Source organism: Qipengyuania oceanensis, assembly GCF_009827535.1.
Classification (GTDB): domain Bacteria; phylum Pseudomonadota; class Alphaproteobacteria; order Sphingomonadales; family Sphingomonadaceae; genus Qipengyuania_C; species Qipengyuania_C oceanensis.
In genome coordinates, this window is sequence record NZ_WTYN01000001.1 from 656729 (window position 1) to 680973 (window position 24245).

29 protein-coding genes are annotated in these 24245 nt (G+C 64.0%); 6 read left to right on the plus strand and 23 right to left on the minus strand.

Annotated features, from left to right (window positions below; translation table 11 throughout):
• The first annotated feature begins 4 nt into the window (after positions 1 to 4).
• On the plus strand, positions 5 to 1402 hold the full coding sequence (lpdA, locus tag GRI48_RS03190; RefSeq protein ID WP_160671299.1) for a dihydrolipoyl dehydrogenase: 1398 nt from the start codon (positions 5 to 7) through the stop codon (positions 1400 to 1402).
• A gap of 46 nt (positions 1403 to 1448) precedes the next feature.
• Here the strand turns inward: lpdA and GRI48_RS03195 are convergent, their stop codons facing one another.
• Positions 1449 to 2774, minus strand: a complete 1326-nt coding sequence (locus GRI48_RS03195) for a carotenoid oxygenase family protein (RefSeq protein WP_160671302.1) — start codon at positions 2772 to 2774, stop codon at positions 1449 to 1451.
• Positions 2775 to 2948: 174 nt separating this feature from the next.
• Between GRI48_RS03195 and GRI48_RS03200 the strand changes: the two genes are divergently transcribed.
• On the plus strand, positions 2949 to 3788 hold the full coding sequence (locus GRI48_RS03200) for a hypothetical protein (RefSeq protein WP_160671307.1): 840 nt from the start codon (positions 2949 to 2951) through the stop codon (positions 3786 to 3788).
• Here the strand turns inward: GRI48_RS03200 and GRI48_RS03205 are convergent.
• Positions 3770 to 5467, minus strand: coding sequence for a dipeptidyl-peptidase 3 family protein (locus tag GRI48_RS03205; protein WP_160671310.1), 1698 nt, complete (start codon positions 5465 to 5467; stop codon positions 3770 to 3772). The genes GRI48_RS03200 and GRI48_RS03205 overlap by 19 nt on opposite strands.
• A gap of 152 nt (positions 5468 to 5619) precedes the next feature.
• Between GRI48_RS03205 and GRI48_RS03210 the strand changes: the two genes are divergently transcribed.
• The 3 genes from GRI48_RS03210 to GRI48_RS03220 are packed head-to-tail and all read left to right on the plus strand — an operon-like array spanning position 5620 to position 8363.
• The gene (locus tag GRI48_RS03210) at positions 5620 to 6957 is read left to right on the plus strand and encodes an amidase family protein (RefSeq protein ID WP_160671313.1); all 1338 of its coding nucleotides are present in this window, start codon (positions 5620 to 5622) and stop codon (positions 6955 to 6957) included.
• A gap of 24 nt (positions 6958 to 6981) precedes the next feature.
• Entirely contained in the window at positions 6982 to 7737 is a 756-nt protein-coding gene (locus GRI48_RS03215) for a PepSY domain-containing protein (RefSeq protein WP_160671316.1), read from the plus strand.
• Entirely contained in the window at positions 7734 to 8363 is a 630-nt protein-coding gene (locus GRI48_RS03220) for a trimeric intracellular cation channel family protein (RefSeq protein WP_160671319.1), read from the plus strand. The genes GRI48_RS03215 and GRI48_RS03220 overlap by 4 nt, the downstream gene beginning before the upstream one ends.
• A gap of 15 nt (positions 8364 to 8378) precedes the next feature.
• On the opposite strand, the gene GRI48_RS03225 is transcribed toward GRI48_RS03220, so the two are convergent.
• From GRI48_RS03225 to rplO, 12 genes are all read right to left on the minus strand, one after another.
• Positions 8379 to 9215 carry a hypothetical protein gene (locus tag GRI48_RS03225; RefSeq protein WP_160671322.1) on the minus strand — a complete coding sequence of 279 codons (837 nt, stop codon included), beginning with the start codon at positions 9213 to 9215 and terminating at the stop codon, positions 8379 to 8381.
• Between the two features lie 117 nt (positions 9216 to 9332).
• The gene (locus GRI48_RS03230) at positions 9333 to 9911 is read right to left on the minus strand and encodes a hypothetical protein (RefSeq protein ID WP_160671325.1); all 579 of its coding nucleotides are present in this window, start codon (positions 9909 to 9911) and stop codon (positions 9333 to 9335) included.
• A 136-nt stretch (positions 9912 to 10047) separates the two neighbouring features.
• The gene (locus GRI48_RS03235; RefSeq protein WP_160671328.1) at positions 10048 to 12228 is read right to left on the minus strand and encodes a prolyl oligopeptidase family serine peptidase; all 2181 of its coding nucleotides are present in this window, start codon (positions 12226 to 12228) and stop codon (positions 10048 to 10050) included.
• Between the two features lie 97 nt (positions 12229 to 12325).
• On the minus strand, positions 12326 to 12751 hold the full coding sequence (gene rplQ, locus GRI48_RS03240) for a 50S ribosomal protein L17 (protein WP_160671331.1): 426 nt from the start codon (positions 12749 to 12751) through the stop codon (positions 12326 to 12328).
• Positions 12752 to 12841: 90 nt separating this feature from the next.
• Positions 12842 to 13897, minus strand: a complete 1056-nt coding sequence (locus GRI48_RS03245) for a DNA-directed RNA polymerase subunit alpha (protein ID WP_160671334.1) — start codon at positions 13895 to 13897, stop codon at positions 12842 to 12844.
• Between the two features lie 116 nt (positions 13898 to 14013).
• Positions 14014 to 14403, minus strand: a complete 390-nt coding sequence (gene rpsK, locus GRI48_RS03250; RefSeq protein ID WP_067680150.1) for a 30S ribosomal protein S11 — start codon at positions 14401 to 14403, stop codon at positions 14014 to 14016.
• 63 nt (positions 14404 to 14466) lie between these two features.
• Entirely contained in the window at positions 14467 to 14835 is a 369-nt protein-coding gene (gene rpsM / locus GRI48_RS03255) for a 30S ribosomal protein S13 (RefSeq protein WP_160671337.1), read from the minus strand.
• Between the two features lie 299 nt (positions 14836 to 15134).
• Positions 15135 to 15911 carry an SDR family oxidoreductase gene (locus tag GRI48_RS03260; RefSeq protein WP_160671340.1) on the minus strand — a complete coding sequence of 259 codons (777 nt, stop codon included), beginning with the start codon at positions 15909 to 15911 and terminating at the stop codon, positions 15135 to 15137.
• A 39-nt stretch (positions 15912 to 15950) separates the two neighbouring features.
• The gene (locus GRI48_RS03265) at positions 15951 to 16592 is read right to left on the minus strand and encodes an SRPBCC family protein (protein ID WP_160671343.1); all 642 of its coding nucleotides are present in this window, start codon (positions 16590 to 16592) and stop codon (positions 15951 to 15953) included.
• Positions 16593 to 16667: 75 nt separating this feature from the next.
• Entirely contained in the window at positions 16668 to 17312 is a 645-nt protein-coding gene (locus tag GRI48_RS03270; protein ID WP_160671346.1) for an adenylate kinase, read from the minus strand.
• 29 nt (positions 17313 to 17341) lie between these two features.
• Complete coding sequence (secY, locus tag GRI48_RS03275; protein WP_160671349.1) at positions 17342 to 18706, minus strand: preprotein translocase subunit SecY; 1365 nt, start codon at positions 18704 to 18706, stop codon at positions 17342 to 17344.
• 104 nt (positions 18707 to 18810) lie between these two features.
• A complete protein-coding gene (rplO, locus tag GRI48_RS03280; RefSeq protein ID WP_160671352.1) occupies positions 18811 to 19335 on the minus strand; it encodes a 50S ribosomal protein L15 in 525 nt (174 codons plus the stop codon).
• Between the two features lie 177 nt (positions 19336 to 19512).
• Between rplO and GRI48_RS03285 the strand changes: the two genes are divergently transcribed.
• Positions 19513 to 20175, plus strand: a complete 663-nt coding sequence (locus tag GRI48_RS03285) for a class I SAM-dependent methyltransferase (protein ID WP_160671355.1) — start codon at positions 19513 to 19515, stop codon at positions 20173 to 20175.
• A 90-nt stretch (positions 20176 to 20265) separates the two neighbouring features.
• On the opposite strand, the gene rpmD is transcribed toward GRI48_RS03285, so the two are convergent.
• The 9 genes from rpmD to rplN are packed head-to-tail and all read right to left on the minus strand — an operon-like array spanning position 20266 to position 24204.
• Positions 20266 to 20454 carry a 50S ribosomal protein L30 gene (rpmD, locus tag GRI48_RS03290; protein WP_160671358.1) on the minus strand — a complete coding sequence of 63 codons (189 nt, stop codon included), beginning with the start codon at positions 20452 to 20454 and terminating at the stop codon, positions 20266 to 20268.
• Between the two features lie 5 nt (positions 20455 to 20459).
• A complete protein-coding gene (gene rpsE, locus GRI48_RS14245) occupies positions 20460 to 21293 on the minus strand; it encodes a 30S ribosomal protein S5 (RefSeq protein WP_237451712.1) in 834 nt (277 codons plus the stop codon).
• Entirely contained in the window at positions 21293 to 21637 is a 345-nt protein-coding gene (gene rplR, locus GRI48_RS03300; RefSeq protein ID WP_160671361.1) for a 50S ribosomal protein L18, read from the minus strand. The genes rpsE and rplR overlap by 1 nt, the downstream gene beginning before the upstream one ends.
• A 1-nt stretch (position 21638) precedes the next feature.
• Positions 21639 to 22172, minus strand: coding sequence for a 50S ribosomal protein L6 (gene rplF / locus GRI48_RS03305; RefSeq protein WP_160671364.1), 534 nt, complete (start codon positions 22170 to 22172; stop codon positions 21639 to 21641).
• On the minus strand, positions 22172 to 22567 hold the full coding sequence (rpsH, locus tag GRI48_RS03310; RefSeq protein ID WP_160671367.1) for a 30S ribosomal protein S8: 396 nt from the start codon (positions 22565 to 22567) through the stop codon (positions 22172 to 22174). Before rpsH ends, rplF begins: the two co-directional genes overlap by 1 nt.
• Positions 22568 to 22578: 11 nt before the next feature.
• Entirely contained in the window at positions 22579 to 22884 is a 306-nt protein-coding gene (gene rpsN, locus GRI48_RS03315) for a 30S ribosomal protein S14 (protein WP_160671370.1), read from the minus strand.
• A gap of 45 nt (positions 22885 to 22929) precedes the next feature.
• Positions 22930 to 23523: a 50S ribosomal protein L5 gene (gene rplE / locus GRI48_RS03320; RefSeq protein ID WP_160671373.1), complete on the minus strand. Its 594-nt coding sequence runs from the start codon at positions 23521 to 23523 to the stop codon at positions 22930 to 22932.
• Complete coding sequence (gene rplX, locus GRI48_RS03325) at positions 23516 to 23836, minus strand: 50S ribosomal protein L24 (RefSeq protein ID WP_160671376.1); 321 nt, start codon at positions 23834 to 23836, stop codon at positions 23516 to 23518. Before rplX ends, rplE begins: the two co-directional genes overlap by 8 nt.
• A complete protein-coding gene (gene rplN / locus GRI48_RS03330; protein ID WP_160671379.1) occupies positions 23836 to 24204 on the minus strand; it encodes a 50S ribosomal protein L14 in 369 nt (122 codons plus the stop codon). The genes rplX and rplN overlap by 1 nt, the downstream gene beginning before the upstream one ends.
• Between the last annotated feature and the right edge of the window lie 41 nt (positions 24205 to 24245).

Here is a 24245-nt window from a genome sequence, read left to right on the forward strand (position 1 = left end):
TACCATGGCTGAATACGACTACGACGTCCTCGTCATCGGCGCAGGCCCGGGCGGCTATGTTGCCGCCATTCGCGCCGCGCAACTGGGGCTGAAGACCGCCTGTGCCGAAAGCCGCGAGACGCTGGGCGGGACCTGCCTCAACGTCGGCTGCATTCCGTCCAAGGCCCTGCTTCATGCGTCCGAATATTTCGAGGCCGCTGCCGGCGATCACATGGCACACATGGGTATCGAGGTGACGCCGAAGCTCGATCTGCCCAAGATGCAGGCCCACCGGCAGGACGCCGTCGATGGCCTGACGAAGGGCATCGAATTCCTGTTCAAGAAGAACAAGGTCGACTGGAAAAAGGGCCGCGCCACGTTCCAGGACGCGCATACTGTCAAGGTCGGCGACGAAACGGTAACCGCCAGGGAAGTCGTCATAGCGACCGGCTCTTCGGTCACCCCCCTGCCCGGTGTCGAGGTCGACAATGACAAGGGCGTAGTCGTCGACTCCACCGGCGCGCTGGTCCTCTCCAAGGTGCCCGAGCACATGATCGTGATCGGCGGTGGCGTGATCGGGCTGGAACTCGGCAGCGTATGGCGGCGCCTCGGCGCCAAGGTGACCTGTGTGGAATTCCTCGACGAAATCCTGCCCGGCATGGACGGCGACATCCGCAAGGAAGCGCGCAAGGTTTTCAAGAAGCAGGGCATCGAGTTCAAGCTCGGCACCAAGGTCACCGGCTGCACCGTCAGCGGCGACAAGGCCACGCTGACGATGGAGCCCGCCGCGGGCGGCGATGCCGAAACGATGGAAGCGGACTGTGTACTCGTGTCGATCGGACGCAGGCCAAATACCGAAGGCCTAGGGCTCGACGCGATCGGGCTCGAACTGAACAAGCGCGGCCAGATCGAGGTCGATCACGAATTCCGCACGGCGGTCGATGGCGTTCGCGCGATCGGCGACGTGATTCCGGGCCCGATGCTGGCGCATAAGGCCGAAGATGAAGGCATCGCGGTCGCCGAATGGATCGCGGGCCAGACCGGCATCGTGAACCACGACGTGATTCCGTCGGTCGTCTACACCCACCCGGAAATCGCCGGCGTCGGCCTCACCGAGGAAGAGGCCAAGGAACATGGCACGATCAAGGTCGGCAAGTTCCCGATGATGGCCAACAGCCGCGCCAAGACCAACCACGAGCCCGACGGTTTCGTGAAGGTCATTTCCGATGCGGAAACCGACCGCGTGATGGGTGTCTGGGCGATCGCCGTTCCCGCCGGGACCATGATCGCAGAAGCTGCGTTGGCGATGGAATTCGGCGCCACGTCGGAAGACATCGCCTACACCTGCCACGCTCATCCGACGCATTCGGAAGCGGTCAAGGAAGCAGCCATGGCGGTGACCGGCAAGCCGATCCACATGTAGGAATCGCGCTGCCTGCTGGCGGTGCGCTGAGCGCGCTCGGCTCAGCTCAGGCCAGCGGGATCCAGTTACCGTGCGCGCCGTAAGGCACGCGCTCTTCGAGATGGATCGTCGCGACCGGCGGTCCGTCGAAATCCTTCGCGTCGAGAATGACGAAGTGCGACCGGTCGGATTCCTCGTCGTGTACGAAGGTCATCACGTAACCGTCGTCCTCGCCCTCGCCGGTCTGGACGAAAGTGGGCTCCCCACCGTGTACCCGCTCGCCCAGGAAATGCGGCGTGCAATTGCCGGAATGAAGATCGTATTTCAGCAGGGCGTGCCCGTAGGTCGGCGCTTCGGGCTCGCCTTCGCCGGCCATCTCCATCAGATAGCCATAGCGAGCGTCCAGCCCGACGACCTTATCGTTTACCCGGCCAAAATCGCCCGGCCGATCGTCCACCTGCTCCTCGCGAACCGTGCCGCTCTCGAGGTCGATCGTCCAGCGCCACAGATAGCCGACATCGGCAAAATCGTCCGCGCTCCATGAACCCATGCGCGATGCCGTCATCACGATCTTGCCGTCGGACTCGTGCGCATTGACCGTATGGAAAATGGCGCAGGGCTCGATCTCGAACCATCGAACATCCGCATTCGATCCTTCGCGCGGCATGACGCCCAGGCGCGCTCCGGAAGCGGGACGGAACTCGTAGGGAAATCCCTTCGCCGCCAGGGCGAAGTCGAATACGACCGGCAGATCGAGGAAGATGACGTAATTCCGGGTGATCGCGAAGTCGTGCATCATCACCTTCTGCGGAATATCGATCGCTTCGAGCTGCTTGAGCTGCCCGTCCGCGCCGACCCTGATGTAATGCACGAAGGGCGCCTGGTAGCTGGCGTAGGAAAAGGCCATCAGCTCACCGGTTTCCGGGCACACCTTGGGATGCGCCGTCATCGCGGTCGTCAACTTGCCGCCGTAGTTCTCGACCCCCTTCGTCGCCAGTTCCTGGTCGATCGCGTAAGGCCAGCCGCCTTCGTTCAGCGCCAGGATCTTGCCAGCATGGCTGACGATGTGCGTATTGGCCTTGCTGTAATCGAGCTTGCCGAGATTGCCCGAAGCGAGGGGGTCCTCGCCGAGGCCGCGCGTCTGCACGTATCTGCTGCGATGCCATCTCGCCTTGCCGTTCTCCAGCCGGATGCCGTGCAGCATCCCGTCGCCGAAGAACCAGTGCACCGAATGGCCTGAGGCCGGATTTGGGCCGGTGCGGATATAAGTCCCGTTGAGATCGCTCGGGATCTCGCCCTCGACGCGCAGCTCGCCCGTCTCGAGTTCATCGACGACTGGAGCCCAGTTGCCGCGGAGATGCCAGGGCTTGGCGGGCGCTTCGACGCTGTTCATTCTGACCATCCTCGTTTCCCGACCCTGCGACCGTCAATGCAGACCTCATATCCGCATCTTCGGCCCGATTGACCCGCCGACGGGCCAGCGTAGAAAGTCCCAGTCAATCGCGTCGGTTGCCACTGCGTTTTTGGCTAGGCTGGCGAGCAGGTGTCCGGGAGGCTTCGGGAACAGATGCAACCTTCTCCTGCTCGCATTGCAGCCTGCCTCGCGCTCGCCCTGCCCGTTCTCGTCGGCATTGCCTGGATGGCATTTGCGGGCGCTCCAGCGCACTATCTGGCGATCAACGGTGCGAGCCTTGCGCTTGCATTTGCGTGGATTGCATTCGGTCGCGCGCCTTCCTCGCCAGCCTTGCAGCGCGGGGTCGTGCTTTTCCTGCTGGCAATCCTGTTCGTCCCGCTTGCGACCGGCCCCTGGCAAGAGGCCGTCGGAGGCGGACAAGTCTCGCGCTGGCTACCTGCCGGTCCGTTCATGATCCATGCCGGGTTGCTGGCCTTTCCGACGCTCGCCATCCTGGCCGCGCGGGACGAAGGCTTCGCGCCGCCGATACTGTTTACCGCCCTGCTTGCCGCCTCGCTCCAGCCGGATGCGGGTACGGCCTTCGCGATAACTTTCGCAGCAGTCGGTGTGCACGACGCGACACGTGACTGGCGGATCGGGCTCGTCGCGATCGTCGGCTTCGTCGCGGCGATCGTCGCCGCCCTTAAGGGCGAGCTGCCGCCCGTGCCGTTCGTCGAGCGCGTCTTCCACGATGCGCTGCGGATCGCCTGGCCCGCCGCGATCGTCCTGGGCCTCGCGCTCATCACAAGCCTCGTACTGTTGCTGCGCTTCGCCCCTTTCGCCCGCCGCGAACGATATGCCGCCGGCGGCGCATTGTTCGGCTTCACCCTGGCGGCAGTGATCAATCACTATCCGACACCGCTGATCGGCTACGGGGCGGCATCGATACTCGGCTTCGGCCTCGCGCTGGGTTTCGCGGAACCTCGGCTGCGCGATCAGACCTCGTCGGGGTAAACCGGCAGGATGTCGACCGGAATGGCATCCATCGAGGCGATCGCAGCTTCCGCATGCGCGTCGAGATGGGCGTACTGGTCGAAAAAGGCTTTCGCTCCGGCATAGTCGCCGGCTGCCTGGATCATCAGCTGCTTGTTGAGCAGGCTCTCGATCCCGGCTTCCATCTTCGCAGGGTCGATGACGTAGTGGCCGTTCGCCTCGTCGAAACGGAACGCGCCGACGCTCTTGAGGTAGCCGTATTGCAGTGCAGCGCCATAACCGTGAGCGCTTTCTGTCCCGAAACGGACCGAACGGAACAGGCCTGCAAAATAGGTCGCGAAGAGCTGGTTCTTCTCGGCGCGGGGCAATTCGCCCTTCTCCATCATGAAGAGGATGTTCCAGATCCCCATGACGTCGGCCTTGGATTCTTCCAGCCGCGAATACTGGTCCTTCAATTCGTCGTTCACTGTGGTTGCCCGGCCACCGACCGTGATCGAGCCCGGCCCCAGGCTGTGAGACAGCTCGTGGAACAGCGTGTTGAGCTGCATGTATTTCTTGACCACCAGCGGTGCCTGGTCCGCGCTCAGCACGACATCGGCGATGGGATCGAGGATGCGGTCGTATTTGGCCCCCAGGACGTTCGACAGGATGACCTTCTTGGCCCCCTTCGCTTCGCGGACCCGCTCGTCGTTCGGCAGGTTGAAAGCGATGGTCTGCGTACCGGGCACGTTGTCGCCCCCGCCCTGGATCTGGTCGGCGACCGCGATCGGGCTGGCGAAACCGCGCTGGAAGTTCTTGTCCTTCTCAGGGATCGGCAGGTTCGCCTCCATGTCGCGGAGGTAGCCCTTGTACTTGTCGAGTGCGGCGGAAGCCTGCGGGTCCTTCAACGTCACGAAGCTTTCGAACGCGGCCTTCTTACCATAGAGCTTGTCGGTGTAGACCTCGTAAGGACCGATCGCGACTTCGATCGGCGTGCCTTCGAGATCCATCCAGGCGAGTTCGCTCTCGAAATAATCGTCGCTCAGGAAGCTTGCCGCGCGCAACGAGAGGAACTTCTTGAGGCTGGGGTTGGTGGTGATCTGCGCCGCTTCGCGCAGCAGTTGCGCTGCCGGTACCAACCATGCCCGGTATTCGACCGAATAGGGGACGGCGACCAGCCGGTCGCCTTCGCGCCGGACGACGGTATATTCGCTGGTCAGCGATTTTGCCTGCTCGGGATGCGCGGCGAGATAGGCGTCGAACTCCTCGACCGTCAGATCCTCGGGATAGAAGCCTGCACCCTTCGGCATGGGATCGGTGCCCCAGAACGGGTGCAGTTCGGCCATCTCGTCCCACGGACCGAGGTTGCGGTCGAACATTTCGAGCAGCAGCTTCTGGTCCGCCCGGCGGCTGCGCTCGATCGCGGTGCGGATCTGCGGATTGTCGACGCTGCGCTGACGCAGGTAAATCTGCGTCATCAACCCGGATGCCTCGATCAGCTTGTTGACGACCTGGCGTTCCTCGCCAGTCAGATAGCTGGTGTCGGGATTCATATCGACCACTGCGAGCGTATCCATGCTCGCGCGGTAGTCATAGGCAGCCTCGGCTTCCGAAACCTGGCTGACGGTGACGCCCGAATTGGCCGACTTGACCGGGTCGCTGGCCGGATAGGTGGTGCAGGCGGCGGTCGCGAGAAGCAGCGGCAGGACGGCAAGGCGCATGAAAGATTCCCCGGGCAAACTGGTTGCGTGTGTAACGTGACAACCGGATAGCGAGCGCGCCGGTTCCTGTCACGGGCTAGGACTTCGCCGATGAAGCAGCCATTGACGGCGGGTTGTGGTTGGGTGAAGCAGTCGCTCGAGGAGAGACTGTCATGAGCTACCCGAAATTGACCGGAGAACCGGGCGCGATCGAACTGGCGGCGCAGATCTCCGCCGGAGAGCTGTCACCGCTCGAGGCGGTCGATGCCGCGATCGCGCGGATCGAAGCTGGCGATGGCGAGATCAATGCCGTCGTGGTGCGCGATTTCGAACGCGCCCGCGATACGGCGCGCTCGCTTGACGGCAAGGCAGCGGGCAAGGACCAGCCGCTGTTCGGCGTGCCGATCACGGTCAAGGAGAGCTTCGACGTCGCCGGGCTGCCGACCTGCTGGGGGCACGAGAACTTCGCCGGGCAGATCGCGGCGGCGGATTCGCATGTCGTATCCGCGCTGAAGGCCGCGGGCGTCATCATCGTCGGCAAGACGAACGTTCCCGTCGACCTCGCCGACTGGCAGAGCTTCAACCCGGTCTACGGTCGCACCCGCAATCCGCACGATCCTGCGATGAGTGCGGGCGGCTCCTCGGGTGGCAGCGCGGCGGCGGTGGCCGCGGGGTTCGTGCCGTGCGAATACGGAACCGACATCGGCGGATCGGTCCGCGTACCGGCGCATTTCAACGGCATCTGGGGCCACAAGACGAGCTGGGGCCTGGTCAGCAAGGCAGGCCACGATCACCCGATTACGCAAGGTGCAGGCGCGCATGACGGCGCGCTGTCCATCGCGGGGCCACTGGCGCGCAATCCCGAAGATCTCGACCTGCTTGTTCGCCTGACGGCCAACCTTCCGATCAAGCAGCGCAGCAAGCCGATCCGCGAATGCCGGATTTTCTACCTGCGAGAGCACCCGGTCAGCCCGACCGACGCGAGCGTGCGCGAGCCGCTCGATGCCGCTTTCGCAGCATTCGACAAGGCGGGCCTGCGCGTCGATACCGATGGCGTCGGCCTGCCCGATCTCGTCACCCAGCACGCCGACTACCTCAAGATGCTCAACATCGCGATGGCACGCGGCGAGCCGGGCCCGGGCGGCGAGCGGGCCACCGCGACCGACTGGTTCGAACTGCTCGACCGCCAGTCCCGTTGCGAAAGCGCCTGGGCGGAGTTCTTCCAGGACTATGATTTCGTCCTGGCTGCGCCCACACCGATCGTCGCCTTCCCGCACCGCGACCGGCAGATCTTCCAGGAGAACTACACGATCGACGGGGTCGAACGACCGGCCGCCGAAGGCCTCGCCTGGGCCGGGCTCGCGACTTTCCCCAACCTGCCGTCCACCGTGCTGCCGGTCGGCGCAAGCGCTTCGGGTCTGCCCTGCGGGATGCAGGTGATGGGGCCGCACTGGCGCGATCTCGATTGCATTGCAGCCGCAAAGGCGCTTGGCGAAATCCTCCACCACTGACGGAGACGCACCATCGCTAAATCCATGCGCCTGTTTGCCAAATGGCACATCTGGCTCGCCTGGCTGACCGGCATCCCGATCCTGATGTGGGTCGTCACCGGCCTAGTCATGGTGTCGAAACCGATCGAGGAAGTTCGCGGCACGGACCTGCTCATTGAGGTGCCCGAGCAGAACCTGCCGCGCGATATCACCATCGCCGTGAACCTGCCGCCGAGCATCACCAAGCCGGTCCGCTCCGTGCGCACCGCGATGGAACGTGGCGAGCTGGTGACCCGGATCGAATATGCCGACGGCACGAGCGACCGCTTGCGCGAGGACGGCACGACCATGGGGCCGCTGTCGGAGCTGGAAGCGCGGCTGATCGTCGAGGAAGGGGTCCTCGGCGGCGACCGGATCGCGAGCACGCGGCGGTATACCGCCGAAGGCGTGCCGTTCGATTTCCGTCGCCCGATGCCGGTCTGGCAAGTCGCGCTGGAGAACGGGACCAACGTCTATGTCGGAGCCGAGACGGGGCGGATCGAGGCGGTGCGGACTCGCTGGTGGCGCCTGTTCGATTTCATGTGGGGCCTGCACATCATGGACCTTCAGACGCGAGAGGACACCTCGCACCCGGTGCTGATCCTGTTCGCAGCCCTGAGCGCGCTGGCCTCGCTGCTCGGCGTCGTCCTGATGTTCCGTCGCCGCAGGGCACGGGTCGCGCCGCCTGCCGTCACCGAGCAACAGCAAGACGAGGCAGTGCCGAGCACCGATCCGGCCCCGGACTCACCGGACGCGGCATGACCCCGCCCGCGCTGCCCCCGCTTCTCGACCTGCTGGGAACGGCCGTTTTCGCGCTGACCGGTGCGCTGGTTGCCGCGCGGCTTGGCCAGACTTTCGTCACTATGGCCTTCTTCGCGCTGGTGACCGGGGTCGGCGGCGGTTCGGTTCGCGACATGCTGATCGGCACGCCCGCCTTCTGGCTGCGCGACCCGTGGGTCGCCCCGGTCATCCTCCTGACCGCGCTGCTCGCATGGTTCACGCCGCGCCGCTGGTGGGAGGGAAAACTGCTCGAATATGCCGATGCCGCGGGGCTGGCGGCCTTCGCGGTTCTCGGCACGGCCAAGGCACTGGCTTTCGGTGTCGCACCCCTGCCGGCGATCGTCCTGGGAACGGTGACGGGATGCGCCGGAGGTGTGATCCGCGACGTCATCGCGGGCGTTCCGTCGATCCTGATGCGGCCCGAGCTTTACGTGACCGCGGCAGCGCTCTCTGCGCTCGTCACCGCAGCCGGGGCTCTGGTCGGGCTCGGCAACGCGGTCACCTGGATCGTGGCATGGCTTGCCGGTTTCGTCCTGCGGGCAGCTGCGATCAGGCTCGGCCTGGCCCTGCCCGCCTATCGCGAGATGGAAAGCGGCCCGGCCGACTGACCGGGCCTGCAAACGTCAGGCGTCGTCGAAATCGGGAGCGGTGTGCGCATCGTAACGGCCATCGCCGCCGGTCGAGCCCGATGCTGCCAGATCTTCGTCGATCACGTCCCCGTCGACCGGTCCGCCGGGATAGGCGGGTGCCTGCGCGGACCGCTCGGGAACGGGCGTAGCGCGATCGAGCCGGGCGCGAGCCTGTGCATAGCGCTGCTCGTCCCACTGGCGGTCATCGACCTCGGCCCCGGACCCGCGCGGAGCGGCATAAGCGACATCGCGACCATCGATCTCGATATCCTCGATCCGGCCATCGCTGCCGATCTCGCACGAGAACTGCTCGCCGTTGTAGAGGCGGCCTTCAACTTCCCAGCCCTCGCCGTCGCGTTCGACGCTGTCGACCCGGTCGACCCGCGCATCACGCTCCACTTCGCGCACGCACATCTCGACCGCCCGGTCGATCCCGCGGCTCTCGTCATACCGGCTGTCTCCGCGACGGTCGCGGTAGCGCGCGTCCCGGTCGCGATAGTCATTGTCGCGATAGCGATAATCGCGATCGCGGTAACGCTCGTCGCGGTCGCGGCTGTTCTTGGAAGCAGCGTTGGCGATCGCGGCCACCGTGCCGAGGATCACTACGCCCGTGAGAATATCGGCTGCCGTCGAACGGCGATAGCGCCTGTAGCCATACGGATAATAGCGGTGGTCGTCCGCCTTCATCGCCTCGGCGTCGAATACCCCGTGGGTGGCGACGGAAGCGTGGGCCACGGAAACGGGCAAGTCGGCGGCGGCGACATCGGTCGCGGCGATCGAACCGGCGGCAAGAACGGAAATAACGGCGGCGGTTGGCTTGAACAGGCGCATGTGCGTGACCCCTACGCGAAATGAACGGGCGATCCCCACCGAATCGCAGATGCGGCTAGGCGGTCCAGACTTGATGAAGCCTGAACCGCCTGAATCCGGTAAACGTGTCGTGATCCGTCAGAGACGCTTGAGACCACTGTAATCGACGTTCGCGACCCGGCCACGTTCGATGTAGCAGGTGAACTTGCCGTCGTCGGTCCGGGCACGCCGGTCGTACCGATCGTACCGGTCGTTGCCGTAGCGCCGGTCGTAACGATCATAGCGGTCATAACGATCATATCGGTCGTAGCGGCCTTCGCGCACTTCGACCCGGCCCTTCACGCGCCAGCCGTAACGGGTGTCGTCTACGTCACGAATCTGCGTGACGCGGGCGTTGCGATAGCCGTAGCGGCGCGCGTCGCGATTGACCGCGTTGACGCACTGCTCGACCGCTGCACGCGGGCTGCCGTTGTAATAGCCGGCCCGGCCGTTGCGATAATAGCGATCGTCACGGTAACGGTCCTTGCCGATCGATCCGGCCACGGCGGCAATGCCACCCAGAATTACCGCGCCGGCGATGATCTCGCCCGCACTGATGCCGTCACGATCGCGATAGCGGTCGCTCGCCATCGTCGGGGTTGCACTTGCCAGCGCCATGGCGCCAACTGCGGCCGTAGCGATCCCACCTTTCGCCCATGCCTTCGCTGCTTTTGTCATTCGAGGCTCTCCTCATGTCAGGCCGCGGCGGGATTGCCTCGGCTATGAGGGAGTTTCTAGATGAACGGCGGTGAGGCCTGTCTGAATTGCCGATGCAGGAAATATTCAGAAAAAAGGCCTAGTTCCTGAACGCGGGTCATTCGTCGGATTTCTCCGCAATTACCGGAACTTGCAGGCCTGCGTGGTGCGCCAGGAAGCCCAAGATTTCACCATATTCCTCGATAAGCTTGTCGGTCGGCTTTCCCGAACCGTGTCCTGCGCGGGTCTCGATTCGGATGATGTGCGGTTCGTCGCCGATCTCCGCTGCCTGGAGCGCGGCGGCGTATTTGAAGCTGTGCCCCGGCACCACGCGGTCGTCGGTATCGGCGGTGGTGACGATGATCGCCGGATAGTCCTCGCCCGCGCGGATGTTGTGATAGGGCGAATAGGCGCGCAGGATCTTCCAGTCTTCCTCGCGCTCGGGATACCCGTAATCGTCGACCCATGTGCGGCCGGCCGTCCATCGGTCGAAGCGCAGCATGTCCATCACGCCGACCTGCGGATTGGCCGCTGCGAACAGATCGGGCCGCTGATTGCTGACCGCGCCGACCAGCAATCCGCCGTTCGATCCGCCCTGGATGGCGAGACCGTCTTCGGAGGTGTAGCCGTTGGCCTTCAACCACTCGCCCGCCGCGATGAAGTCGTCGAACACGTTCTGCTTGTTCGCCCGGCGTCCGGCATCGTGCCAGTCCTTGCCGTACTCCCCGCCTCCGCGAATGTTGGCCAGCGCGTAAACGCCGCCTGCTGCGAGCCACGCCATGCGGGTGGTCGAAAATCCGGGTGTCAGCGAGATGTCGAAGCCGCCGTAGCCATAGAGCAGGGTCGGTGCCGGACCGGAGACGTCGCTGCGCCGCACGATGAACATCGGCACCCGGGTCCCGTCCCTGGACGCATAGAACTTCTGTTCGACCAGGTAGTCGCCGGGATCGAAGGTCAGCCGGGGCGCGGCGAACACGCTGCTTTCGCCCGTGGCCGGATCGAGGCGGTAGATCGTCGCCGGGCGATTGAAACTGGAAAAGCTGTAGAAGGTGTCGCTGCTCGCCGGTGAGCCGCCGAAGCCCTCCGCCGCGCCGATGCCGCCGAGCCGGATGTCGTCCTTGCGGCTTCCATCGAGGCCGAAGACGGCGACTTTCGAAGCCGCGTCCTGAAGATAGCTGACGATCAGGCGATCGCCCACGATCGAAGCATGATCGATCGGAAAGTCACCCTGTGGCACGACGACCTGCCATCGGGGTTCGCTCGCATCCATGTCGATCGCGACGACACGGTAAGTGGGCGCTCCCTGGTTGGTCCGGAAATAGAGCGTCGCGCCGATGGCATCGAGAAAGTCCCACTCGTGCTCGAAACCGGGGACCAGCATCCGGTTCTGCCAGCGGTCGATACCGGTTCGACGCAAGTCGATCACGCGGATCTCGTTGCGTTCTTCGGTAGCCTGCCGGCTGCGCAGGACCGCCCACGAACCATCGTGGGAAACGAGCGCGTCATTGCTGCGCTCGGGCTCGTCGGGGGTCGCGAAGACCAGCAGGTCGTCCGACTGGTCGGTCCCGATGCGGTGGTAGTAGACCCTGTTGTTGAGGCTGGTCGCCTGGAATTCCTCGCCCGCTGCGGGAATATCGAAGCGGCCGTAGAGAAAACTGTCCCCGTCCACCCAGTCCCAGTTGTTGTAGCGGATCGGGAATTTCACCCCGTCGATCGCGTCCGGCAAGTCCTTGCCGCTATCGACATCGAGCACCTTGAGTTGTCGCCAGTCGCTCCCGCCGTCCTGGATGGAATACAGCAACCGCCTGCCATCGGGCGACGGGCGAATGTCGCCGAGCGCGGTCGCACCGTCCTTCGCCCAGGCGTTCGGATCGATCAGCAGGCGCCGCGCGGCATCCGGGCCATCCTGTACGAACAGCTGCGACTGGTTCTGCAATCCCGAATTGTAGCCGAAGAAGTACCGCCCGCCCGCAACCACCGGCACGTCGTAGCGCTCGTAATCGATCAGCTCCGCGAGCTTGGCCTTGAACCACGCGGTCTCGGGGATCCGATCGAGAACGCTATCGCTGAAGGCATTCTGCCGCGCGACCCAGTCGGCGACCTCGCTGCTCTGGCGCACGTCCTGTTCGAGCCAGCGGTAAGGGTCGGCCACCGTCTCGCCGAAGATCACGTCCTCTACCGCTTCGGCCCGGGTTTCCGGATAGTCCGGCAGGGCTGCATCTTGCGCGAAGATCGCGGCGGGACTGGCGGCAAGCAACATGGCGACAGCAGAGGAGACTGCGTGGGATTTGCGGATCATGGCGGCGTGATTGCCCGCAAGGCAGACAAAAGAAAAGGGCCGAGCGTTACCGCCCGACCCCTTTCAGCGACCCGAAGGGCCCGGGATATTGCTATCCTCAGGCTTCTTCGAACTCGGATTCGTCTTCGTTCATCACCGGGCCGGAATCCTGGCCCTTGGCGTCGACATCGCGGTCGACGAACTCGATGATCGCCATCTGCGCAGCGTCGCTACCGCGGTAGCCGGCCTTGATGACACGGGTGTAGCCGCCGTCACGGTCCGAATAGCGATCGGCCAGAACGTCGAACAGCTTCTTGAGCTGCGTTTCGTCGCCCAGGCGGCTCATCGCGAGGCGACGGTTCGACAGGCCGCCGCGCTTGGCGAGGGTGATCAGCTTTTCCACATAGGGACGCAGTTCCTTGGCCTTGGGAGCCGTGGTGAGGATCTGCTCGTGCTTGATAAGTGCCGCAGCCATGTTGCGGAACATGGCGGTGCGGTGGCCCGACTTGCGTCCAAGCTTACGCTGCGAAATACCGTGACGCATAATTCATATCCTTCGTTCGTAGGGGGCCCGTACCAGGTAGCCCGATGCAGGCCGGAAAAAGGGGTCCGGCCCATGCCCCGTGAGCGGGTGTCAGCCGAGCAGTTCCTGCTCGAGCTTCTTCGCCATTTCCTCGATGTTTTCCGGCGGCCAGCCGGGGATGTCCATGCCGAGGCGCAGACCCATCGACGAGAGCACTTCCTTGATTTCGTTCAGCGACTTGCGGCCGAAGTTCGGCGTGCGCAGCATCTCGGCTTCGGTCTTCTGGACCAGGTCGCCGATGTAGATGATGTTGTCGTTCTTGAGGCAGTTTGCGGACCGGACCGAAAGTTCGAGCTCGTCCACCTTCTTGAGAAGATAGCGGTTGAGCTGGTTGGCATCCGATTCCTGCGGCTCTGCAGCCTGGCCGATCATCGCCGACGGAGCCTGCGGAATGCCGTCCTCGAAGTGGACGAACAGGGTCAGCTGGTCCTGGAGGATGCGCGCGGCATAGGCGACTGCATCTTCCGGAGTGACCGTGCCGTCGGTCTCGACCGTCAGCGACAGCTTGTCGTAGTCGAGCTCCTGGCCGACGCGGGCGTTCTCGACCTTGTAGGAAACCTGGCGGACCGGCGAATAGAGGCTGTCGACCGGGATGAGACCGATCGGCGCATCGACAGGACGGTTCTGGACCGCCGGCGAGTAACCCTTGCCGGTGTCGGCGGTCAGTTCCATGTTCAGCGTTGCACCTTCGTCGAGGTGGCAGATCACCAGGTCCTTGTTGAGGACTTCGATGTCGCCCGAAACCGCGATGTCGCCAGCCTTGACTTCGGTCGGGCCTGTGACGGAAAGCTGAAGGCGCTTCGAGCCCTCGCCTTCCATCCTCAGCGCGATCTGCTTCACGTTGAGGACGATGTCGGTAACGTCTTCGCGAACGCCGGCGAGCGAGCTGAACTCGTGCAGCACGTTCTCGATCTTGATCGAGGTGATGGCCGCGCCCTGCAGGCTCGACAGGAGCACGCGGCGCAGCGCGTTACCGATGGTGAGACCGAAACCGCGCTCGAGCGGTTCCGCGACGAAGGTCGCCTTGCGCTTGGGATCGCCCGATTCCTTGATGTCGAGGGCGGTGGGCTTCTTGAGTTCCTGCCAGTTCTTGGTGTTGACGGACATGGATTTCCCCTAATTCGCTCTATGGCGGGTTCAAACTGTTGCGGGACCGGGCGCTGTTTCAAGCGCGTCCGGTCCTTAGGTGTGGCGCCTCGAACGAGGCGCCGGGCAGCTAATGATCAGACGCGACGACGCTTGGACGGCCGAACCCCGTTGTGCGGGATCGGGGTCACGTCGCGGATCGAGGTGATCGTGAAGCCGACTGCGGCAAGACCGCGCAGCGCGCTCTCGCGACCCGAACCCGGGCCCTTCACTTCCACTTCCAGCGTCCGCACACCGTGCTCTGCTGCCTTCTTGCCGGCATCGTCGGCGGCGACCTGCGCGGCATAGGGAGTCGACTTGCGACTACCCTTGAAGCCCATCATCCCGGCGCTGGACCAGCTGATCGCGTTGCCCTGTGCGTCGGTGATGGTGATCATGGTATTGTTGAAGCTGGCGTTGATGTGCGCAACGCCGCTCGTGATGTTCTTCTTGTCGCGCCGCCTGATCCGGCCTGGTTCGCGTGCCATGTGGTGATTTCCTCTAAATTCTCAAGTCGGGAAGAATGCGAAAAGCTGTGACAGCTTCGCGGCTTACTTCTTCTTGCCGGCGATCGGCTTGGCCTTGCCCTTGCGGGTGCGGGCGTTGGTGTGGGTGCGCTGGCCGCGAACGGGAAGACCCGCACGATGCCGCAGGCCACGGTAGGACTTGAGGTCCATCAGCCGCTTGATGTTCATCGCGGTATCGCGGCGCAGGTCGCCTTCGACCTGATAATCAGAATCGATCGTTTCACGGATCCGCAGGACTTCCTCGTCGGACAGGTCCTGAACGCGGCGGGTGTGATCGATGCCGAGCTTGTCGGCGATCTGGACGGCCGTGGTGCGGCCGATACCGTGAATGTAGGTGAGCGCGATGATTACGCGCTTGTTGGTGGGGATATTCACCCCGGCAATACGAGCCACTTACTTCTCCATGCTCCACAGGGCCTTGCGGTTGCGCGCCCTATCTCAACGCCTTGTTATTCAACGCTTTCCCGCAGTCGGAACGGCCATAGGCCCGGATGGCGCGCAATTAGGCTGCCGCCTGCCGGACTCGCTGGAAGTGTCGAATGGGTGCGCAAATAAGGGGATTCGCCCCCGGCGTCAACCGGCAAGCGCAGGAAACCGACGCGTCGGACCGAAGGCCCGCGCTGCCTTTCTCCCGCCGGTACTACACCAAGCGCCGAGCGACGTCAAAACCCGCGCGCGCCGGCTTGCCGGAATCAGAAGTTCGTCCGGCTCTGCCCGCCGTCCATCAGGATGTTCTGTCCGATGATGAAGCCTGCATGGGCGCTCGCCAGGAAAGCGCAGGCCGCGCCGAATTCGTCCGGACGGCCGATCCGCCCGGTCGGGGTCGCGGCATCGCGCGCCGCCTCGATCTCCGCCACGCTCCGGCCCGTACGCTCGGCAGCAGCGGCGATGATCGCATCCTGCCGGTCGGTGTCGAAACTCCCCGGCAGGAGGTTGTTGATCGCGACGTTCGACCCGGCGACCTGCCGCGCGACACCCGACAGGAAGCCGGTCAGCCCGGCCCGTGCGCCGGAGGAAAGATCGAGCTTCTCGATCCCCGTGACGACGCTTGCCGAGGTGATGTTCACGATCCGCCCGAAGCCCCGTTCGACCATGCCGTCGATCACCAGTTGCACGAGCGCGATCGGGGTGGCCATGTTGGCTTCCACGCCCTTGATCAGGTCGGCATGGGATACGTCCCGGAAATCGCGCGGGGGCGGCCCGCCCGCGTTGTTGACCAGGATATCGACCGGGGCGACCGCGACCAGCGCCTCGCGCACGGCCGGATCGGTGACGTCGCCCGCGATCGCCGTGATTGTCGCTCCGGTAGAGGCGCGCAGTTCCGCAGCGGTTTTCTCGAGCGTTGCCTCGTCGCGTCCGTTCACGACCACCGAACACCCCGCCTTGGCAAGCGCGGTTGCGCAAGCCCTGCCCAGCCCGCGACTGGACGCACAAACGACCGCGTGGCGACCTGCGATTCCCAAATCCATCACTGCAATCCTCTCGTCAGCTCGTCGTGAGATAGCGGATCAGCGCGAGCCGGCAGGCGCATCGTCTGCGCCCGCTGCCTCTGCTGCCCCGTCGCTCGGTTCGTCATGCGCTTGTGCCGCAGCAGGTATCGGGCCCAGGTGCGCGGCCAGGCGCGTCAGTTGCTCGGTCATCACGCCGTCGACCGCGCTCGAAATCTTCGGAACCTCGTAGCGCATCGCGCCGCCGACGACGTATTCCCACAGGATCCGCGTGCCGCTTTCGACCGGCTTCAAGGTTACCGTCAGCACTCCGTCGACCGGCTCGCTCTGCAGCGGGCCGAGGCCGCCGCGCATCCGCAACACCTGCTCGGGCAGCGCGAGAAGCACGGTCATGTGCTGCACGCTGCCGGCCAGCGCGATCTTCTCGCCCTCGTCCTTCGCCGGCAGCCGCTCGCAGAAACAGCCTCCGCCTTGCGGAACGATCGTCATGTTCGCGGCATCGCCCGACCAGCTGTGTTCGCCATTCCACCACTTCGACGGCGTGACCAGGGCGAGCCAAGTTTCCATCGGGGTCGCGGCGACATCGGCCGTTGCGCGGGTAACGAAGAGATAGCTCTTCGTTTCGACCACCTCAGCATGGGCGGCTGTCCCGCCAATTAGCAGCGCGGCCACGAGCATTGCGCTCTTCAGTCCTGCGATCATGTCCGCGTGTCCCTCCCCTTATGCCTCATGCATAACGCGGCAGGCGGGTGTGACAAGCGGCGCGAGCAGGTCGCCTCAGGTAAGGATCGCGTCGATCGAGTGGGTCACGTCTTCGATCGAGGCCATGCCGTCGACCTTGGTGACGATACCGCGCGTTTCGTAATACGGCAGGATCGGCGCGGTCTTGGCGCGATATTCCTGCATCCGCGTGCGCACGGTCGCCTCGTTGTCGTCCGGGCGGCGCTTGAACTCGGTCGAGCCGCACTTGTCGCAGACGCCTTCGACGCGCGGACGCTTGTAGCGTTCGTGATAGCCCTCGCCGCAATTGGCGCAGGTGTACCTACCGGTAATCCGGTCGACCAGGGCATCCTCGTTGACTTCGAGCTCGATCACGTGGTCGAGCGAACGCCCGTGTCGCGCCAGAATCTCGTCGAGTGCGATCGCCTGCGCCTCGGTCCGCGGATAGCCGTCGAAGATAGCGCCGACCTGCGGGCCCATCGCGGTCAATTCCGCATCGATCAGGGCCGACACGATCTCGTCCGAAACGAGCTCGCCGCGGTCCATGACTTCCTTCGCCTGCACGCCCACAGGTGTCTGCGCCTTGACCGCCGCGCGCAGCATGTCGCCGGTCGACAACTGCCGCATCCCGTGGTGTTCCACGAGGCGATTGGCCTGCGTTCCCTTGCCTGCGCCCGGAGGCCCCAGAAGAATGATATCCATCTGTCAGAAACCTCCCAGCACTTGCCGTGTTAGCGCATCCGGCCCTTGAGCTTGGCCTTCTTGATCAGGTCGCCATACTGGTGCGCCAGCAGATGCGACTGGATCTGGCTGATCGTGTCAACGGTGACGTTCACGACGATCAACAGGCTGGTCCCGCCAAGGAACAACGGAATACCGGTTTGCGCGATACCCCATTCGGGAATGACGCAGACGAGCGCCAGGTAGATCGCGCCGACCACGGTGATGCGGGTCAGCACGTAATCGAGATATTCCTCGGTCCGCTTGCCCGGACGGATGCCGGGGATGAAGCCACCGTTCTTCTTCAGGTTCTCTGCCGTTTCCTCGGGATTGAAGACGACGGCGGTGTAGAAGAAGGCGAAGAAGATGATGCCGGCCGCATAGAGCGCCATGTAGAGCGGCTGCCCGTGCGCCAGGTACTGGTTCAGCGTCACGATGATGCTGCCCGCAGTGCTTTCGGTGTTGACCGAGTTACCGGCGAACTGCGTGATCGTGAGCGGCAGCAGCAGCAGCGAGCTGGCGAAGATCGGCGGAATGACGCCGGCGGTGTTGAGCTTGAGCGGCAGGTGCGAGCGATCGGCCTGCATCATGCCGCGCTGCGTCGCGCGCTTGGGATACTGGATCAGGAGGCGCCGCTGGGCGCGTTCCATGAAGCTGATGACCAGGATCAGGACCACCAGCATGACCAGGAAGCCGGCGATGATCACCGGCGAAATCGAACCGGTGCGGCCGCCTTCGAAAAGGTTGGCGGTAAAGCCGGGGAACTGGGCGACGATACCGGCCATGATGATCAGCGACACGCCGTTGCCGATGCCGCGGGCGGTGATCTGCTCGCCCAGCCACAGCAGGAACATCGTGCCCCCGACGAGGCTGATGACGCACACGACGCGGAACATGATGCCCGGATCGACCACGGCCTGGATGCCGCTCTGCGCGCCGAAGCTCTCGAGACCCGAGGCCAGGAACCAGCCCTGCATCGCGCACAGGAAGACCGTGCCGTAGCGGGTATACTGGTTGAGCTTCTGGCGACCAGTCGTCCCTTCCTTCTTCAGCGCGGCGAGCGCCGGATGGAGCGAAGCGGCCAGCTGCACCACGATCGACGCCGTGATGTACGGCATCACGCCGAGCGCGATGAGGCTCATGCGCTCGAGGCTGCCGCCGGTGAACATGTTGAACATGTCGAGGATGCCGCCGCGGGTCTGGTCGACCAGGCCCTGGAGGGCCAGCGGATTGATCCCCGGCAGCGGTACGAAGCTGAGGAACCGGAACACGATCAGCGCGCCGATCGTGAACCAGATGCGGTTCTTCAGCTCGGTAGCCTTGGAGAAGTTCGCGAGGCTCAGATTGCTCGCGATATTGTCGGCGCGTGAAGCCATGATATTCGGTCAAATCCCGTGCAGGTGCCGGACGCCCCGGCTCGATCAGGATACATAGGTAGCGAGAGGCGGGATGTCGAACCCCGCCTCCCGAATTATCCCGCTTACTTGGCCTTCTTGGCCTTGTTCGCCTCGGCGCGAGCAGCCTTCTTCTCGTGCTCGGGCTGGCCCTTGTCGATTACTTCGACCGAACCGCCGGCCTTCTCGACCGCCTCGATCGCGCCCTTCGAGGCACCGGCGACGACCAGCTTGACCTTGGTGGTGATTTCACCCTTGCCGAGCAGGCGGACGCCGTCCTTGCCACCGCGTGCGAGGCCAGCAGCCTTGAGCGCTTCGTGGTCGATGTCCTTCTTGGCATCGAGCTTCTTGGCGTCGATGAACTTCTGCAGCATGCCGACGTTCACTTCGGCAAAATCCTTGCCGAACGGATTGTTGAAGCCGCGCTTCGGCAACCGCATGTGGAGCGGCATCTGGCCGCCTTCGAAACCCTTGATGGCTACGCCGGAACGGCTCTTCTGGCCCTTCTGGCCACGGCCGGCAGTCTTGCCCTTGCCCGAGCCGATGCCACGGCCGACGCGCATGCGCTCCTTGCGGGCACCATCATTGTCACGGATATCATTGAGTTTCATAGTCAACACTCGCTTTCGCTTTTCTGCGCGTTGTTTGGGAAGCGGGGCCACTAGCGACAGTGACGCATGTTTGCAACCTCTCAGACGATTTCTGTGACCATGCTGGGCCGCTCTACTTGTGAGCAGAGGACCTGCGTGCTTCAACCCGCCCGTGAACGGCACGTCGAGGACGCAACGATGAAACGCGAGGATCTGGCCGCGGCCAGTGCGTACACGGTCGGCTTGCCGCAGCAGCCCGTCGAACCGATCGACTTCGATGACCCCAAAACGGCGTACGTGACCAGGCGTTGCGAGGGCAAACGCGTCCTCGACCTGGGGTGCGTGATGCACGATCCGTCGGAGTATGCGAGCCGGTATTTCCTGCACCGCGCAATCACCGAAGTAGCGCACGAGACCGTCGGTCTCGACCTCCACGCCGATGGTGTAGCCGCGCTGAACACGCTGGGATTCGATGTGGTCGTGGGTGACGCGGAGCGTTTCGCCTTCGACCGACAGTTCGACGTCATCGTCGCCGGCGACCTGATCGAGCACCTGGGAAATGTAGAGGGCTTTCTCACCAGCGCTCGTGCAGCTCTCGCTCCAGGGGGCATGCTGATCGTCCAGACACCCAATCCCTGGTATTGGCGAAACGTCGCCAAGGCGGCGCTGCTACCCGAAGTGCCCAACAATCCTGAACATACCTGCTGGTTCGATCCAAGAACCTTGCGGCAACTGGCCGCGCGTCATGGGTTCGCAGTCCGCGCTGTCGAATTCGCCTCGCGCAGCCTGCGCGACCGGATCATGCCGCTGCCGCGCGGTCTCAGACATACATCCTGGTCGGCCGAACTCGTTGTGCAGTAAGCGGCCGACGAAAGCTGCCGCCACACAAGAGAAAGGGCCGCAAGCGCGTTAACGCCCCGGCCCTTTCCTCGTTATCCTGTCGAAAGATCGTCAGTCGACGATCGCAACCAGATGCGGGACCTTCGCGATCGCGCCGCGCACCTCGGGGGTGTCCTGGCGGGTGACCACCTTGTGCATCTTGTTGAGACCCAGGCCGATCAGGATCTTGCGCTGGCTTTCCGGCCGGCGCAGCGGCGATCCGATCTGCTTGATCGTGATGGTGTCGTTCTTCTTGGCCATCTATCTTACTCCACGACGGCAGCGGCTTCGGCTTCCGCCTCGGCTTCGCTGGCGCCACCACGGCCGAGCAGGTCGGCAACCTTCTTGCCACGACGCTGCGCGACCGACTTCGGCGAAGTCTGGTCCTGCAGCGCGTCGAAGGTGGCGCGGATCATGTTGTAGGGATTGGACGTACCGACCGACTTGGTCACCACGTCGGCAACGCCCAAGCTTTCGAACACGGCGCGCATCGGACCACCGGCGATGATGCCGGTACCCGGAGGCGCGGTGCGCACGGTCACCTTGCCGGCACCGAAACGGCCGTTGCCGTCATGGTGCAGCGTGCGACCTTCCTTGAGCGGAACGCGGATCATCTTCTTGCGCGCGGCAGCGGTAGCCTTGGTGATGGCTTCGGGCACTTCGCGCGCCTTGCCATGACCGAAACCGACGCGGCCCGAACCGTCGCCCACGACGACCAGCGCGGCGAAACCGAAGCGCTTGCCGCCCTTCACCGTCTTCGACACGCGGTTGATGTGGACCAGCTTCTCGATGATGCCGTCGTCTTCTTCCTCGCGGCGGTTGCCACGACGATCGTTACGACCGCCACGACCGCGACCACGGTCACCGCCATCGCGGTTGCCACCACGGCCACCACGACCGCCACGCCCTTCGGCGGGCTTGCCAGGGACGCCGCTGTCGGCGCTCTGGTTGTCGGCCGCCTCGGTCGAGGCAACGGTCGGCGTCGGGGTCGAACCCTCGTTATCGATCACCGGCTGTTCCTTGACGGCATGTTCCGTCTCGGCAGTCACGGCTTCCGTTTCCGGGGCGTTGTTCTCGGTGTTTTCGTTCTCTGGCATCATCAGAACTCCAGCCCGCCTTCGCGGGCGGCGTCGGCCAGCGCCTTGACGCGACCATGGTAAAGGAAGCCGCCGCGATCGAACACGACGGTGGTGACGCCTGCCTTCTTGGCAGCCGCGGCGATGTCCTTGCCGACCTGCGTGGCAGCATCGACATTGGCGCCCGAGCTCTTGCCGCCGAGCGTCGAGGCCGCAGCAACGGTCTTGCCGTCCGCGTCATCGATGATCTGGGCATAGATGTGCTTGCCGGTGCGGTGCACCGACAGGCGGGGCTTGTCGCCCGAGCGAGCGCGGAGCGCGGTCCGCACGCGGCGGCGACGGCGTTCGAAAAGAGAAAGCTTTGCCATCTTACTTCTTCTTCCCTTCCTTGCGGAAGATATACTCGCCGCGATACGCGATACCCTTGCCCTTGTAGGGTTCGGGCTTGCGCCAGCGACGGACTTCGGCGGCGAACTGGCCGACCTTCTGCTTGTCGATACCGCTGATCTCGACCGTGGTCTGATCGGGCGTCTTCACGTCAAGGCCTTCCGGAACATCGAGATCGACATCGTGCGAATAGCCGAGCTGCAGCTTGAGCTTCTGGCCCTGTGCCTGGGCTCGGTAGCCGACGCCCTTGATCTCGAGGACCTTGGTGAACCCTTCGGTGACACCTTCGACCAGGTTCGACACCAGCGTGCGCTGCATGCCCCAGTAGTTACGCGCGGTGCGCGTATCGTTGGCCGGCTTCACCGAGATCTCGCCGTCTTCGAGCTTGTACTCGATGATGTCGGCCAGACCCATGCTCAGCTCGCCCTTGGGGCCTTTCACGGTCAGCGTGTCGCCTTCAATCTTGGCGTCGACCCCGCTCGGGATCTTGACCGGAACCTTACCGATGCGGCTCATCAGAAAACCTCCGCCAGCACTTCGCCACCGACGTTCTGCGAACGGGCTTCCGCGTCGGAAAGCACGCCCTTCGGCGTCGAGACGATGGTGATGCCAAGGCCGTTGCGGACATGCGGGAGTTCCTTGGAACCCGAATATACGCGGCGGCCAGGCTTCGAGACACGGCTGACATGCTTGATCGCAGGTTCGCCTTCGAAATACTTCAGTTCGATCCGCAGCGCCTTGTGCTTGCCGGTCTCGTCCTCGGAATAGCCACGGATGTAGCCTTCGCGGGCGAGAACTTCGAGCACGTTTGCACGGAGCCTGGAAGCGGGCGAAAGGACGGAATCCTTCTTCGCCTGCTGGCCGTTGCGGATGCGGGTGAGCATGTCACCCAGGGGATCGGTCATTGCCATCTTTCAGGTCCTCACCAGCTCGACTTGGTCAGACCGGGGATCATCCCCCGGTTGCCGAGTTCGCGAAGTTCGATGCGGTTGAGGCCGAACTTGCGGTAATAGCCGCGCGGGCGGCCGGTGGTGGTGCAGCGGTTGCGCACGCGGGTCGGGTTTCCGTTACGCGGAATTTCCGCCATCTTCAGACGCGCGATAAGGCGCTCGCCATCGTCGAGCGACTTGTCGTCCGCGATCGCCTTCAGCTTGGCATATTTGTTCGCGTACTTCTTCACGAGCTTCTTGCGCCGCTCGTTCTTGTTGATGGAACTCAGTTTCGCCATGGACTTAAGCTCTCTTTGCTTTCGTGTTCATCGAAGGGCGGCGGCTTATGCCGCTTCCTTCTCAGCACCCTCGGCTTCGCTCTTGGCGGCGCCGGGGAACGGGAAACCGAACAGGCGAAGCAGCTCGCGCGCTTCATCGTCGGTCTTGGCGGTGGTGGTGACGATCACGTCCATGCCACGCACCTTCTCGATCTTGTCGTAGCTGATCTCGGGGAACACGATCTGTTCCTTGAGACCCATCGCGTAGTTGCCACGGCCGTCGAACGAACGCGGGTTGAGCCCGCGGAAGTCGCGAATGCGCGGCATGGCGATGGTGACGAGGCGGTCGAGGAATTCGTACATCCGATCGCGACGAAGGGTAACCTTCGCACCGATCGGCATGCCTTCGCGCAGCTTGAACTGTGCGATCGACTTCTTGGCCTTGGTGATGACCGGCTTCTGGCCGGCGATCAGTGCCATTTCCTCGGCAGCAGTCTGGACCTTCTTCTTGTCCTGGCTGGCTTCGCCCACGCCCATGTTGAGCGTGATCTTTTCCAGCCTGGGGACTTCGAGGCGATTGGTGTAACCGAACTTCTCGGTCATCGCCTTGACGATCTCGTCCTCGTACTTCGACTTGAGACGGGGGGTGTAATCAGCCATCGATGGTCTCCCCGGACTTGACTGCAATGCGGACCTTCTTGCCGTCCTTCGTTTCGAAACGGACGCGGGTCGGCTTGCCGTCCTTCGGATCGGCCAGGGCAACCTTGGAGATGTGCATCGGCGCTTCGAAGCGATCGATGCCACCCTGCGGGTTGGTCTGGCTCGGCTTGCGGTGACGCGCAGCGATGTTCACGCCCTCGACGACGATCTTGCCTTCTTTCGGCAGGACCTTGGACACGGTGCCGGTCTGGCCCTTGTCCTTGCCCGAGAGCACGACGACGCTGTCGCCCTTCTTGATCTTGGCGCCGGCCATTACAAAACCTCCGGTGCGAGCGAGATGATCTTCATGAAACCGCGACCGCGCAGTTCGCGCACGACCGGGCCAAAGATACGGGTGCCGATCGGCTCCTCGTTCTTGTTCACGAGGACCGCTGCGTTGCTGTCGAAGCGGATCACGCTGCCATCGGGACGACGGACGTCCTTCTTGGTACGCACGATCACCGCACGGTGCACGTCGCCCTTCTTAACGCGGGCACGCGGCTGGGCTTCCTTAACGGAAACCACGATCACGTCGCCGACGGACGCAGTACGACGCTTCGACCCGCCCAGCACCTTGATGCACTGGACGCGCTTCGCGCCGCTGTTGTCCGCGACGTCGAGAGTGGATTGCATCTGGATCATCGATCCGTTCCTTCTCTTGGCTTGCCGAAACCAGTCCGGCA